Consider the following 14,448-nt stretch of genomic DNA (forward strand, 5'->3'; position numbering starts at 1 on the left):
GACATACATACGCTTCAAAAGCGAAAAGGTTGCACCAAACTTGCGCCTATTTTGGTAAATCGGTTGTGAACTTGCCGTGAAATTGCGGTTCATATCGCGTTCATCTGTTTTCTTGGTTTCTGTTTCCTTAGCGCTGTGGTTCTTGTTGAAAATCCCGTCAGAAAAGGTTAGCTGGAAGAAATGACAATCGCGATTTATGCGGGTTCCTTTGACCCGGTGACCAACGGCCATATGGATGTCCTGAAAGGTGCCCTGCGCCTTGCCGATGAGGTTATTGTCGCGATTGGCGTTCACCCCGGGAAAAAGCCTCTCTTCACTTTTGAGGAGCGCGTGGCGCTCATCGATGAAAGCTGCAAGGCCGTGCTGGGCAAGGATGCGGGTCGGCTCTCCGTCATTTCCTTCGACGGTCTTGTTATCGATGCCGCCCGCAAGCACAGTGCTCAATTGATGGTGCGCGGTTTGCGCGACGGCACCGATCTCGACTATGAAATGCAGATGGCAGGCATGAACGGCACCATGGCGCCGGAATTGCAGACCGTGTTTCTTCCGGCAGACCCGGCAGTGCGCACGATTACCGCCACATTGGTTCGACAGATTGCCTCCATGGGCGGCGATATAAAGCCTTTTGTTCCGGCGGCTGTCGCTGCCGCCCTGAACGCCAAATTCAAATCCTGACCACAGGGAGTTTTTCGATCATGTCTTTCGTTCGTTCAGCGCTAGCCGCTGCCGCCTTCTTCGCGCTCTCGCAAGGCGCAGTCCACACCGCTTCTGCCGCCAGTACCGAAAACACCGTGGTTCTCAAACTGAAGGATGGCGACGTGGCCATCGAGCTTCGTCCCGACCTTGCGCCAAAGCATGTTGCGCAGATCGAAAAGCTGGTCGGCGAGGGCGCTTACAACGGCGTTGCCTTCCACCGTGTCATTCCGGGCTTCATGGCCCAGACCGGGGATGTAAAGTTCGGCAACATGGACAAGAACTTCGATGCATCACGCGTCGGCACCGGCGGCTCTGACTATCCGGATATTCCGGCAGAATTCTCCAAGGAACCCTTCGTTCGCGGCACGGTGGGCATGGCCCGCAGCCAGAACCCGAACTCGGCCAATTCGCAGTTCTTCATCATGTTTGCGGACGGCTCATTCCTCAACGGCCAGTATACGGTGGTCGGCAAGGTTGTCAGCGGCATGGATGTCGTCGACAAGATAAAGAAGGGCAGCGAAGCCGATAATGGCGCCGTGAAAAACCCCGACAAGATCATCAAGGCCACGCTTCAGGCCACCAAGAAGTAAATACAAGGAGAGGCCCAATGGCTTACAAAGACCCTGAAAACACGCTCGTTCTTGAAACCACCAAGGGCAATGTCGTTCTGGAGCTTTATCCGGATCTCGCGCCGGATCACGTTGCGCGTATCAAGGAACTGGCGCGCGAAGGCGCTTATGACGGCGTTGTGTTCCATCGTGTGATCGATGGCTTCATGGCCCAGACCGGCGACGTGAAGTTCGGCAAGACGGGCGGCGCTCATTTCAACGGCTCGCGCGCTGGCATGGGCGGTTCGGACAAGCCGGACCTGAAGGCGGAATTCTCCAACACGCCGCACAAGCGTGGCACCGCCTCGATGGCGCGTTCCGCCAATCCGAACTCGGCCAACTCGCAGTTCTTCATCTGCTTTGCCGATGCTCCATGGCTCGACCGCCAGTACACCGTCTGGGGCCAGGTCATCGAAGGCATGGACAATGTCGACAAGATCAAGCGCGGCGAACCGGTCTCCGATCCGGACCAGATCGTGACGGCGCGTATCGCTGCCGACATCTGATCCTGCCTGTTTCAAAGAAAAATTACGGCTCCGGTTCATGCCGGGGCCGTAATAATGAGGTCTATCATGCGTGTTGATCTTTTTGATTTCGATTTGCCGGAAGAGAGCATCGCTCTGCGCCCGGTCGAGCCGCGTGACCACGCCCGACTGTTGCGTGTCCGTCCCGGCCAGCCATTCGAGGATCGACAGGTATTCGAATTGCCTGATCTGCTGCAACCCGGCGATGCGCTTGTCTTCAATGATACCAAAGTGATACCGGCGCAGCTTGAAGGCATGCGCGAGCGCGACGGCAATATAAGCCAGGTCAGCGCCACGCTGCATATGCGTACCGGCGCCGATCGCTGGAAGGCTTTCCTCCGTCCGGCCAAGCGCGTGAAGGAAGGCGACCGCATCCGCTTTGGCCATTCCGGATCGAGCTGCTTCCTCGGCACGCTTGATGCCACCGTGGCGGAAAAGGGCGATGCGGGCGAGGCGCTTCTGGTGTTCGATCTTTCCGGCGCCATGCTGGACGAGGCGATTGCTTCGGTCGGGCACATTCCGCTGCCGCCTTACATCGCATCGAAGCGCGCCGAAGACGAGCGCGACCGCAAGGATTATCAAACGGTCTATGCGCGGGAAGAAGGCGCGGTCGCAGCTCCGACCGCCGGTTTGCATTTCACGCCGGAGCTTCTGGAAAAGATCAAGGCCAAGGGCGTTGAAGAACATTTCGTGACGCTGCATGTGGGGGCGGGGACTTTCCTGCCGGTCAAGGCCGATGACACCGCCGACCACAAGATGCATTCGGAAATCGGCCATGTGTCGCAGCGCACTGCAGATGCGCTCAATGCCGTTCACGAGCGGGGCGGCAGGATCGTCTGCGTCGGCACCACATCCCTGCGCCTGATCGAAAGTGCGGCGGGTGAGGACGGCCTCATCCGTCCATGGTCGGGTGCGACCGATATTTTTATAACCCCCGGCTATAAGTTCCGTGCGGTTGATCTGCTGATGACCAACTTCCATTTGCCGCGCTCGACGCTTTTCATGCTCGTATCGGCATTCAGCGGTCTCGACACGATGCGCGCCGCCTACGATCACGCCATCAGCAACGGTTATCGCTTCTACTCCTATGGCGACGGCAGCTTGCTTGAGCGAGCCGACAAAGTTAAAGACACCGCATGACTCTGGAAAACCTAAAGACAAGCGAAAACTTCGAATTCAAGGTGCTGGCAACCGACGGCGCTGCTCGTCAGGGCGAGATTTCCATGCCGCGCGGCGTGGTTCGCACACCTGCCTTCATGCCGGTGGGCACGGCGGGCACGGTCAAGGCCATGTATATGGATCAGGTGAAAGAGCTCGGCGCGGATATCATCCTTGGCAACACCTACCATCTGATGCTGCGGCCCGGCGCTGAACGCGTGGCACGTCTGGGCGGCCTGCACGAGTTCGGCGGCTGGAAAGGCCCGATCCTGACCGATTCCGGCGGGTTTCAGGTCATGTCGCTCGCGCAATTGCGCAAGCTTGACGAAAATGGCGTGACATTCCGCTCGCATATCGACGGCAAGCCTTATGAGATGACGCCGGAACGGTCCATCGAGATACAGGGGCTACTCGATAGCGATATCCAGATGCAGCTCGATGAATGCGTGGCGCTGCCTTCGCCGGAAAAGAACACCGAGCGCGCAATGGAATTGTCGCTGCGCTGGGCCGAGCGCTGCAAGGTCGCTTTCGGCAACCAGCCGGGCAAGGCGATGTTCGGCATCGTGCAGGGCGGCGATGTTGCGCGCCTGCGCGAAAAATCGGCGGAAGCGCTAAAGGCCATGGATCTCAAGGGCTATTCGGTCGGCGGGCTTGCAGTCGGCGAACCGCAGCAGGTCATGCTCGACATGCTGGAAGTCGTATGTCCGATCCTGCCGTCGGAAAAGCCGCGCTATCTGATGGGCGTCGGCACGCCGGACGATATTCTGAAATCCGTGACGCGCGGGATCGATATGTTCGATTGTGTCATGCCGACGCGAGCAGGCCGCCACGGCCTTGCGTTTACGCGGTTCGGCAAGGTGAATTTGCGCAATGCACGCCATGCCGACGATCATCGCCCGCTCGATCCGGAATCGGATTGCCCGGCATCGCGCGACTACAGCCGCGCCTATCTGCATCATCTGGTGAAATCGGGTGAAGCGCTCGGCGCCATGCTGCTGACCTGGAATAACCTGGCCTATTATCAGTATCTGATGAAAGGCATCCGCGCATCGATTGCCGGGGGACGCTTTGCCGATTTCTCCGCCGAAACCTCGGAAGGATGGGCGAGGGGCGATATTCCGGCCCTTCTGTAATATCTCCATACTGCACAAGGAGGAGCATCCCGGTGTCCCGCTCTGAACGCCTCCTTGAGCTTTTGCAGTTACTCCGCACCTATCGTCGCCCGGTAAGCGGGGCGACGCTGGCGCAGCAGCTCGGTATCAGTATTCGCACGCTGTATCGTGATATCGCGAGCCTTCAGGCGCAGGGCGCAGTTATCGAAGGGGAGCCGGGATTGGGTTATATCCTGCGTCCCGGCTTTATGTTGCCGCCTATCATGTTCAGCCAGGAAGAAATCGAAGCGTTGGTTCTCGGCACAAGATGGGTTGCGGACAGGGGAGACGCTGAACTCGGCGCAGCTGCACGCAATGTTCTTGCCAAAGTGGCAGCAGTAATGCCTGAGGATTTACGCGTTACGCTCGACGCGGTAAGCCTTCTTGTCGGCCCCAGCAAGAAAGATGCGGTCGATCTGGTGGATGCTGCCGCTCTTCGTAGCGCCATTCGCTCGGAAAGAAAAATCACCATATTCTATAACGATGCGGCCAGTACTTCGACCGAGCGCCTGATCTGGCCGTTCGCCCTGACTTTTTTCGAACAGGTGCGGGTAGTGCTCGCTTGGTGCGAAATGCGACAGGATTTTCGACATTTCCGTACTGATCGCATCGCCAGATTGAGCGTTGAGAGCGATCGCTACCCCAAACGACGTTCTGCGCTCCTTAAAGAGTGGAAGACCCGTCAGGGGATCGTCCGGAATTTTGATTGATACTGCCGGAAACTGACAGTGTGTCTTCGTAGTGTTGCTCGTATCCAATCAAGGAGCGACAACAATGAACCATCCGAATTTCACAATTCTATACGTAGAGAACCCGCTATCGAGCGGTCGCTTTTACACAGAACTGCTTGGGATTGAGCCTATCGAAGCCTCACCGACTTTTGTGCTCTTTCTGTTGAACAACGGTCTGATGCTGGGACTGTGGTCCAGACACACGGTAGAACCGGTCGCTGATTCCGGCGCGTTTGGTGGAGAGATCGCTTTCCGGTACGCGAGTTATGAAGAGATCGACAAGATATATGCAGACTGGACCGCGCGCGAGATTTCCAACTTGTCCAAGCCGCAAACATTGGAGTTCGGACGCTCGTTTGTGGCAATTGATCCAGACGGACATCGCCTGCGCGTATTCTCTCCGGCCGCAAGATGATACGAATCAGAGGAAGAAAAACCACCGGGGCGCATCTCGCCGATGCGTCTCAGGCGAGCGGCCTATCCGACCGTCAACATGTTCTCCAGACGACAGAGAACGGCGCGCTGCTCTTCGTCGTCCAGAATTTCACATTCCATCAATTTGGAGCATTCCAGCCCGGCGACGGCCAGATAGACGATCAGCGCCGTATCGGAATCGGTCGTGTCCTTGATCATGCGGTCGAGGAAAGCCCTGTGATATTGCCGGACAGGCACCATGAAACCGGGGTCTTCGGCAAGCGCGGCAAGAACGCCGCAGGCAGGAGGTTCCTCATCGGCCTGCACCCGGTAAACATCCAGAAAAGCCCGCGCCACGCGGTTTTTATCGCCTTTCTGAAGTGTCTCATGAACCTCCATGGCGTGTTCATGCTCTTTCATGTATTCTTCGACCACCGCTTCGAGCAGTTTGGCCTTGGTCGGAAAAGTATAAAGCAATCCGCCTTTTGAAAGCCCCGCACGGGCTGCTACGGCATCGAGAGAGAGGTGAGCAGGGCCGATCTCACGGGCAAGCTCGATAGCAGCGCGCAAAATACGTTCGCGCGACGAGACTTTCTTTTTAGTTGGCAACTTACTGGTGTCTCCTGACAGTTCGAGTGTTGACAATACCGTCTGGACGGTACAGTTATTCGCCACTTTCATTCAAGTAAAATACGCGCGACCTTTGCGTGAATGCGAAAGAAGGCGCCGCGGCCAATCCCCCAACCCTGATCGATCAGGGAGCCATCTGGAGTGCATCCGCAATGATCAAGCGCCTTATACTGGCAATAATATTCCTCGTGATCGTCGTCGGAGGCCTCGTCGGCTTTAACCTGTTCCGATCACAGGCCATCAAGGACTTCTTCGCCAACATGCAGCAGCCTGCCCAGACGGTTTCGACCGTCACGGTGGAGCCGGGCGTCTGGAAGCCGGGTGTCGAGGCCATCGGCACGGCCAACGCGCTCAATGGTGTTGACCTGACCGTGCAGCTCGACGGCGTCGTGCAGAAGATCAACTTCAAGGCCAATCAGGAAGTCAAGGAAGGCGCCCTGCTGCTTCAGATGGAAGACAGCATTCAGAAGGCGGACCTCGCAGCCGCTGAAGCCGAAGCCGTCCTTGCCCAGCAGAACCTGAAGCGAGCTGACACGTTGCGCACCCGTGGCGTGGGTGCGGTGTCGAATGTCGATACGACGGCCTCGGCCTCCGATGCTGCAAGCGCACGCGTTGAAAAAATGCGCGCAACGCTGGCGCAGAAGTCGGTCAAGGCTCCGTTTTCCGGCGTTATCGGCATCTCCAAAGTCGATCTTGGCCAGTATCTGACCCCCGGCACGGTCATCGCCACGCTGCAGAACACCGACGTGATGCGTATCGACTTCACGGTTCCTGAACAATCGCTGGCGTCCATCAAGCTCGGGCAGACCGTCAAGGTCGGTTCGACGGCGGACGCGCTCGACTTTACGGGCAAGATTGTCGGCATCGATCCGAAGATCGACCCGGCCACCCGTCTCGTTTCCGTGCGTGCCGAAGTGCAGAATCCGGATCACAAGCTGACGCCGGGCCAGTTCGTGCAGGTTCGTGTCGAACTGCCGGAAGAAGACAATGTCATCGCTCTTCCGCAGACCACGATCATCTCCAGCCTTTACGGCGATTATGTCTATGCTGTCCGTCCGGAACAGAAGCCGGAAGGCGCGAAGGCCGCCGAAGGCGACAGCACCGCCAAGGCTCCAGCAGCCGATGCCAAGCCTGAAGAGGGCGAAAAGCAGGTGGCGCAGCAGGTCTTCATCAAGCTTGGACGCCGTTATTCCGGTCTGGTCGAGGTAACGAGCGGCCTCAAGGCCGGCGACATCATCATCACGGCAGGCCAGAACCGGCTTTCGCCCGGTGTTCCGGTGAAAATCGACAACACCGTCAATCCGATTCCGGCCGGCCAGCCGGCCGACAAGCAATAGGCGAACCCGATGAGCTTTTCCGATATCTTCATCCGGCGCCCCGTGCTTGCCACGGTGGTCGCCCTCATGATCATTCTGTTGGGCCTTCAGGGGATCGCGCAGCTTACGGTGCGTGAATATCCGAAGGTCGACGAAACCGTCATTACGGTAACGACCACATATGCCGGTGCGAGCGCCGATCTCATTCAGGGCTTCATCACCGCTCCGATTGCAGAAGCGGTCGCGACCACCGAAAACATCGATTACGTGACCTCTTCGAGCCGTCCGTCGTCAAGCACCGTGACGGTGCAGATGAAGCTCGGCGCAAACCCTGACGCGGCGCTGACGGAAGTCATCGCCAAGGTCAATCAGGTTCGCGGCGACCTGCCGGACGAATCCGATGACCCTGTCATCGTCAAGGGCACGGGCCAGAACTTCGCCACCATGTATCTGGCGGCGCAGAACCCGAACATGACGAGCGAACAGATCACCGAATATCTGGAGCGCGTTATCCAGCCGCGCATGTCCACCATTCAGGGCGTTGCAAAGGCGGAAATTCTGGGCGGCCAGGTCTATTCGATGCGCGTCTGGCTGGACCCGATCCAGCTTGCGGCCCGCCAGATCACGGCGCCGGAAGTTCTGGCGGCCATCAAGGCCTCCAACTTCCTGTCGGCTCCTGGCACGACGAAGAACGAATATGTCGCGTCTTCGATCACGCTGAAGTCGACCTTGCAGACCCCGGAAGCCTTCGGCGCCATGCCGATCAAGGCGTCGGGGGATGACGTCGTTCGCCTGCGTGATGTGGCGCGGGTCGAACTCGCGGCGAAAAGCACCGACACCATCGTTTCGTTCAACGGCTCGGCGGGTACATTCCTCGGCGTCTTCCCGACGCCGGCGGCAAACCCCATCGACATGGCGGCGGCGGTCCGGAAGGAGCTTCCGTCCATCCAGGCATCGCTGCCGGAAGGCATGTCGCTCGTTCTGGTCTACGACGCGACCGAACAGATCAGCTCGTCGATCAAGGAAGTCTTCACGACCATCGGCGAAGCCGTGGCCATCGTCATTCTGGTCATCATCGTCTTCCTCGGATCGTTCCGTTCGGTGCTGATTCCGATTGTCACGATCCCGATTTCGCTGATCGGCGTGTGCTTCTTCCTTTATGTGCTCGGCTTCTCGATCAATCTCCTGTCGCTGCTTGCCATGGTTCTCGCCATCGGTCTTGTGGTCGATGACGCCATCGTGGTCCTGGAGAACATCCACCGGCATATCGAGGAGGGCCTGAGGCCCATTGACGCCGCGTTCAAGGGCATGAAGGAAATCACCGGCTCGATCATCGCCATGACGATCACGCTGGCGGCGGTGTTCGCACCGCTCGGTTTCACGGGCGGCCTGACGGGCGCTCTGTTCCGGGAATTTGCCTTCACGCTGGCCGGTGCCGTCATCATCTCCGGTATTGCCGCCTTGACGGTTTCGCCAATGATGTGCGCCCGCATGCTCAAGCACGGCGACCAGACCCGGTTCCAGAAGTTCATCGACCGGACCTTCTCGCGTTTCGAGAAGTGGTATCACCGCCGCGTCTCCAACTCGCTCAACTATCGCGGCATCACGCTGATGATCGTTATTGCGCTGATGGGCCTGACGGGATTCCTGTTCATGAACACGTCGAGCGAACTGGCACCGGAAGAAGATTCCGGCGCGCTGTTCTCTATGTTCCAGGCTCCGCAATATGCAACCTCGGCCTATACCAATCTCTACGCCGAACAGATCGACGAACTGACCAAGGATCTTCCCGAACTGAAGACCCGCTTCCAGATCGTCGGCATGGACGGCGGCACGACATCCGGTATCGCGCTATGGGTTCTGAAGGACTGGAACGAGCGCACGCGTTCGCAGAAGCAGATCCAGGAGGACCTGACCGCACGTATCTCCAAGGTCGCAGGTGTCGAAGCCTTCATCTTCGCGCCTCCGTCCCTGCCGGGAACGGGTGGCGGTCTGCCGATCTCGATTGCGCTGCAATCGACCGGCCCGGCCGATCAGGTCTTCGAGCTCGCCGAGGAAATCAAGAACGAAGCGCAGGCTTCCGGCCAGTACATCATCGTGCAGAACTCGCTCTCCTTCAACGCGCCGCAGATCACGATCACCATCGACCGTGACCGTGCGGCGACGCTGGGTGTGCAGATCAGCGATATCGGTTCGACACTGGGTCTCCTGACCGGTGGCGCATCGGTGGCGAAATTCGACCGCGATTCGAACAGCTATGACATCATCACGCAGGTGCCTGATGTCTACCGTTCGAACCCGGAAAAGCTGGGCGACTTCTATGTGCGCAGCGTCTCCGGCTCGATGATCCCGCTGTCTTCGGTCATCAAGGTCAGCCAGAACGCATCGCCTGCCGCTATCGAGCAGTTCAACCAGCTGAATTCGGCAACGATTTCGGCGCTGCCGCTGCCGGGCGTCACCACCGGGCAGGGCCTGCAAACCCTGGTCGATCTGGCCAAGTCCAAGATGCCGGAAGGCTTCTTCCTGGATTATTCCGGCCAGTCGCGACTGGAAGTGGAGCAGGGCAACACGATCCTGATCGCCTTCGGCCTCGCCGTGATCGTGATCTATCTCGTGCTTGCGGCGCAGTTCGAAAGCTTCCGTGATCCGTTCATCATCATGATGTCGGTTCCGTTGTCGATCTTCGGGGCCATCGTGCCGCTGAATATCGGCCTCGGTACCCTCAACATCTATACGCAGGTCGGTCTCATCACCCTTGTCGGGCTGATTACCAAGCACGGCATTCTGATGGTCGAATTCGCCAATCAGCAGCGCCGCCTGCATGGCCTGTCACGCCGGGATGCAATCATTGTCGCGGCTGAAACCCGCCTGCGTCCGATCCTGATGACCACTGCGGCCATGGCGCTCGGCGTCGTGCCGCTCATCATCGCGACCGGTGCCGGTGCGGCGGCTCGTTACTCGATGGGCCTCGTGATCTTCACCGGCATCGTGATCGGTACGATCTTCACGCTGTTCGTGGTGCCTATGTTCTACACCTTCATCGCGAAGAAGGATGTGGAAGGCGAGTATGTTGCGTCCTCCGAAGAGGGCGGCGAACCGGCTCCGGTGCAACATCACTGAAACTTGCGTTGAACCAACGACAAGGGGCGGCCTAGAAATAGGTCGCCCTTTTTTGTTCTGCTGACGTTGCGAATGCGGCGTTCCAACCCATATGAGCCAGTATGATACCTTTGTCCGTTCTTGATCTATCGCCCGTTCCCGAAGGCAGTGATGCAGCGCAGTCGCTGCACAACACACTGGAACTTGCGCAACATGCCGAACGGCTCGGCTTTCACCGTTACTGGCTCGCCGAACACCACAATATGCCGGGCATCGCCAGCGCGGCGACATCCGTGGTTATTGGTTACGTCGCCAACGGCACCTCGACCATCCGCGTCGGTGCAGGCGGCGTCATGCTGCCCAATCACGCACCCCTTGTGATTGCGGAACAGTTCGGCACGCTGGCCTCGCTGTTTCCGGGCCGCATCGATCTCGGTCTTGGACGCGCTCCCGGCACCGACCAGATCACCGCCCATGCCCTTCGACGCAATCTCGACAGCGATGCAAACGCATTTCCGCAGGATGTGGTCGAGTTGCTCAACTATTTCAAACCTGCCGAGCCGGGCCAGCGCGTGCGCGCCGTGCCAGGTGAGGGGCTGAATGTGCCTGTCTGGATTCTCGGTTCCAGCCTGTTCGGCGCGCAGCTTGCCGCCATGCTGGGATTGCCATACGCATTCGCCTCGCACTTTGCGCCTGCCGAGATGGAACGCGCCATTGCGCTTTATCGCGAGCGGTTCGAACCATCGGAATATATGCAGAAGCCTTATGTGATGCTGGGCCTCAACGTGATCGCTGCCGATACGGACGAAGAGGCGAATTATCTTTTTACCTCGCAGCTACAGGCTTTCGTGAACCTGCGCAGCGGTCGCCCCGGCAAGCTTCCCGCACCAGTCGAAGGCTATATGGAACGGCTTGATCCGGCAGCACAGGCGCTTGTGCGCCAGATGCTTTCATGCCGCGTCGTCGGTGGACCGGAGACAGTAGCGCAAGGCATCAAGGCCTTTGCGGAGAGCACCGGCGCCGACGAGCTGATGTTGACCGGCATGATCCACGATCACAAGAAACGCCTGCGTTCATACGAGATCGCAAGTCGATCAATCGCCTGACTCGTCGGTCTCCATATCTGCATAGACCAGATAGCGAAGCGGGCCAGGAGTAATCGCATCGAACGGGTAACAGGTCGCCAGCACGAGGTGGCGGCCTTCGCGGTCCGGCGCGATCCTCGCCTCATCCCACCGCACCACGGCCATGTGGCTGACGCGATAGGAAACCGTCTTTCCGTCGCTGCGAGTGACGAGTATCTGGTCGTTCTCCTCGACATTCTTCAGAAATGCGAAATGCGTGTCGCGATGCGCAGCATAGACGGCCGTTCCCCGTTCGCCCGCCATCGGCGTGTTGTCCAGATGGCCGGGGCCAAAAGCCAATGCCTGCCCGCTGGCGCCTTTCAGGGCAATGGCTGATTCTTCAAGCCGCGGGACTTCGATACGGGTTACCGGCCAGGTATCGGCCCAGTTCCACGGTTTGACGGGAGCGCCTGTTTCAATGCTCTCTGAAAACGCCCGTTCAAGCAGGATTTGTGCGACAAACGCTTTGGCATGTATCCAGATACCCTGACCGGAAAGTACCAAACCCATTGCGACCAGCATCATGCCAAGCGCGGGGAGAAGGGAGCGCTTCAGCGCGCTCCCCGTAACAAACTGACTGACAACCATCACACGTTCTCCCTGCGGCGGAAGAACCAGAGGACGAAGAGCCCGACCAGCATCGAACCGAGGCCTTGCATGAGCAGGAGCGTCGCCGGCGTTGCCGTCTGCGGCAGCGGAAGGGGCTGCGACGGCGATGATGGTGAAGCGAGGCGCTCATGGCTGCGAACAGGGGCGCTCACGCCATTCACGTCCATACTTGCATGCTCCTCGACATTGCGTTCCGCACGGATGCCGAACAGCTTGTCATAATCCCAGCCAGCAGGCAGTTGCAGCGGAATATCGGCGCGGGTGAGTGGTGTGTTGGCTGGTCGCGACAGTGTCTTGTCGACCGCCACCAGGCTCGTCAGCCGGCTAACCAGATGATGTTCCAGTGCGAGCCGAAGAACGCGCGCATCGGCTGCGTCCTGAGAAATCTTGCCAAGGGTAAGTTCCACTTCCGCATCATCAATCTTGCGGCGAGCCCACAATTTTGAAATGCCTTCCGCATTCATTGCCTGATCGAGCGGCAGATTGACTGTCCATGGACGGCCATCAATCTCGCCTTCGATGACAAGATTTCCGGCTGCCTTGCCCATCCGCGCAGCGATAACCAGTGGTTCGCCACGATAGAGATCGGGCAGAATGGATGGGGTCATGCTTACATTCTTTTCCGAGAAACTGGCCTTCAGATCGGTAACAGTAGGGTTTTCTAGCTTGTCGAACAGAGCCCGCATGCGTTCGTCCACTTCCGCCGCCGATCCGATATGGGTGAAGGTTCCGCGTCCAAGCTCCGCCGCATGGTTCATCAGATAGGAGTTGGGGGCAGAGCCGATACCGACCATGAAGATACGAGAGCGCCCCCGACGTGCTGCAATGGCATCCAGCAATTGCTGCTCATTGCTGATTTCGCCGTCGGTCAGAAACACGATCTGGCGCAATCCGTTACCCCGATGGCTGTCATCAAGCGCTGCATGAAGGGCTGGCAGCATTGCCGTACCGCCTTGCGCTTCAAGGCTGGTCACGAAACGGCGGGCGGAGGCGATATTCTGCTGATTGGCCTCGACCGAATCCTCGAAGAACCTGGTCAGCGTGTCGTCGAAGCGAATCACGTTGAACCGGTCTCCGGGCTGAAGATGCGACAGTGCATAATCCAGGCTGGCCTTTGCCTGTTCGATGGAAGTACCGCCCATCGATCCGGAATTGTCGATCACGAAGACGACTTCACGCTGCGCCTTTTTTGCGCTGGCAACAGCCGGTGGCGTAACATAGGCAAGCACATAGTCGTCCTTGCCGACATGTTCGCGGAAGAGCCCGATCTGCGGCGCATCTTTTGCTACAGCACTCCATTCCAGAACGAAATCGCGGTCCGCAGCAGCGGCGCCGTCCAGCGTAATCTCTCGCGTGGCGTCATTCGCCGCATCGATCCTGACCTTGTGGTAAAGGCTTTCGACCTTGCCAAGCGGGAAGCCGGGCTTCAATTCGACCGAGATGCTCACGGGATTGGTCCGCAGTTCAGCCGGGGGAGCTAGTGGCGTTACAATCGGCGCGTTATAAGGATCGGGCTTGCCAGCATCGCTCGACTTGCCCCAGCCATTCTGCATTTCGACTTTCTGGACAACGGGTGAGGCAATGTCCGGATTGTAGCGCGGTGCGACGACCAACGGCACACGCAACGAAAAACGCTCATCGGCAAGCCGCACCGCCTGCTGATACTCGACCTGGATGACGACTTTTTCGTGCGGGCCGATGTTGGCAACCGCATTGGTGAACACGTTCGGTCGCTGCTGTTCGATCAGCGTGACTTTCTTGCCTTCGCTTTTCGCCTTTTCATATATTTCACGGGCTGCCTGCTTTTCCTTGATGTCAGCGACAATCACGCGATCGCCGATAACCATCTTCAACGAATAGACTGCGCTTTCTTCGGGCAACGGAAAAACATACAGGGCTTCAACGAAACTGTCGGTCGGGTTCTCGAATGCCTGCGTCAGCCGGGCTCTGGCCGTCGGCCCGCTCACATCGAGGTTGACGTCCGTAGCAAGCCGGGGTGCTTCGACATAACGCCCGGCTTCGCTTGTTTCCAGCAGAAGGCTGCCGGATTGAACCTCGTTCGGTGTGACCAGACCGGGTGTCTCGGCGCGCGCCTGGGCGATCTGCAACAGGCAGAAAATGACGGCCAGCGCGGGCAGCAACGCCATGTTGCATAACCAGACGAACGAACAGAAGCGGGAGAGTCCCCCGCCTCCAATGCTATGATTTGAAAGACTTATCGCGGGTGACATGACATGCTCCTTGTTCACCTCGAAGAACTGGAGCCATTGTCGCCGGAGCGGCTGTTTCCACTCCAGCGTAAGCTTTGCCAAGTTTCAGCCGTCCCTTTCCGCAAACCGCCTTGCCCGTTACGCATATGTGTGGAATTGTGAAGAAAAGTACGCAGTT

13 protein-coding genes are annotated in these 14,448 nt (G+C 58.5%); 10 read left to right on the forward strand and 3 right to left on the reverse strand.

All coding sequences use genetic code 11. From position 1 onward, the window contains the following. Positions 1-180: 180 nt before the first annotated feature. From coaD to ACS5UA_RS12015, 7 genes are all read left to right on the forward strand, one after another. Positions 181-675 (forward strand): pantetheine-phosphate adenylyltransferase, encoded by a 495-nt coding sequence (coaD, locus tag ACS5UA_RS11985; protein WP_006466793.1) that lies wholly within the window; start codon positions 181-183, stop codon positions 673-675. Between the two features lie 20 nt (positions 676-695). Continuing rightward, a complete protein-coding gene (locus ACS5UA_RS11990; protein WP_063882371.1) occupies positions 696-1,286 on the forward strand; it encodes a peptidylprolyl isomerase in 591 nt (196 codons plus the stop codon). A 17-nt stretch (positions 1,287-1,303) separates the two neighbouring features. Next, complete coding sequence (locus ACS5UA_RS11995; RefSeq protein ID WP_112669728.1) at positions 1,304-1,810, forward strand: peptidylprolyl isomerase; 507 nt, start codon at positions 1,304-1,306, stop codon at positions 1,808-1,810. A 66-nt stretch (positions 1,811-1,876) separates the two neighbouring features. Then, positions 1,877-2,968, forward strand: a complete 1,092-nt coding sequence (gene queA / locus ACS5UA_RS12000) for a tRNA preQ1(34) S-adenosylmethionine ribosyltransferase-isomerase QueA (protein ID WP_063882368.1) — start codon at positions 1,877-1,879, stop codon at positions 2,966-2,968. Continuing rightward, a complete protein-coding gene (gene tgt, locus ACS5UA_RS12005) occupies positions 2,965-4,119 on the forward strand; it encodes a tRNA guanosine(34) transglycosylase Tgt (RefSeq protein WP_063882366.1) in 1,155 nt (384 codons plus the stop codon). Before queA ends, tgt begins: the two co-directional genes overlap by 4 nt. 32 nt (positions 4,120-4,151) lie before the next feature. Continuing rightward, positions 4,152-4,847 carry a helix-turn-helix transcriptional regulator gene (locus ACS5UA_RS12010; RefSeq protein ID WP_063882364.1) on the forward strand — a complete coding sequence of 232 codons (696 nt, stop codon included), beginning with the start codon at positions 4,152-4,154 and terminating at the stop codon, positions 4,845-4,847. Between the two features lie 64 nt (positions 4,848-4,911). Next, positions 4,912-5,283 (forward strand): VOC family protein, encoded by a 372-nt coding sequence (locus tag ACS5UA_RS12015; protein WP_063882362.1) that lies wholly within the window; start codon positions 4,912-4,914, stop codon positions 5,281-5,283. Between the two features lie 62 nt (positions 5,284-5,345). Here ACS5UA_RS12015 and ACS5UA_RS12020 read toward each other — a convergent pair whose 3' ends face one another. Next, on the reverse strand, positions 5,346-5,891 hold the full coding sequence (locus tag ACS5UA_RS12020; protein ID WP_006470453.1) for a TetR/AcrR family transcriptional regulator: 546 nt from the start codon (positions 5,889-5,891) through the stop codon (positions 5,346-5,348). 173 nt (positions 5,892-6,064) lie between these two features. Here ACS5UA_RS12020 and ACS5UA_RS12025 point away from each other — a divergent pair, with 173 nt between their 5' ends. The 3 genes from ACS5UA_RS12025 (at position 6,065) to ACS5UA_RS12035 (ending at position 11,433) form a co-directional block, all read left to right on the forward strand. Further along, positions 6,065-7,249 carry an efflux RND transporter periplasmic adaptor subunit gene (locus ACS5UA_RS12025; protein WP_112669730.1) on the forward strand — a complete coding sequence of 395 codons (1,185 nt, stop codon included), beginning with the start codon at positions 6,065-6,067 and terminating at the stop codon, positions 7,247-7,249. Positions 7,250-7,258: 9 nt separating this feature from the next. Continuing rightward, positions 7,259-10,348, forward strand: a complete 3,090-nt coding sequence (locus ACS5UA_RS12030) for an efflux RND transporter permease subunit (protein WP_006466800.1) — start codon at positions 7,259-7,261, stop codon at positions 10,346-10,348. Between the two features lie 101 nt (positions 10,349-10,449). After that, positions 10,450-11,433: an LLM class flavin-dependent oxidoreductase gene (locus tag ACS5UA_RS12035; RefSeq protein ID WP_100650126.1), complete on the forward strand. Its 984-nt coding sequence runs from the start codon at positions 10,450-10,452 to the stop codon at positions 11,431-11,433. Here ACS5UA_RS12035 and ACS5UA_RS12040 read toward each other — a convergent pair. Next, positions 11,422-12,039, reverse strand: a complete 618-nt coding sequence (locus tag ACS5UA_RS12040; protein ID WP_112669732.1) for a class GN sortase — start codon at positions 12,037-12,039, stop codon at positions 11,422-11,424. The two genes, ACS5UA_RS12035 and ACS5UA_RS12040, sit on opposite strands and share 12 nt — an antisense overlap. Then, entirely contained in the window at positions 12,039-14,207 is a 2,169-nt protein-coding gene (locus tag ACS5UA_RS12045; protein ID WP_278388509.1) for a marine proteobacterial sortase target protein, read from the reverse strand. The genes ACS5UA_RS12040 and ACS5UA_RS12045 overlap by 1 nt, the downstream gene beginning before the upstream one ends. Positions 14,208-14,448 lie beyond the last annotated feature (241 nt).

The organism is Brucella sp. RRSP16, from assembly GCF_052246815.1.
Lineage (GTDB): Bacteria > Pseudomonadota > Alphaproteobacteria > Rhizobiales > Rhizobiaceae > Brucella > Brucella intermedia.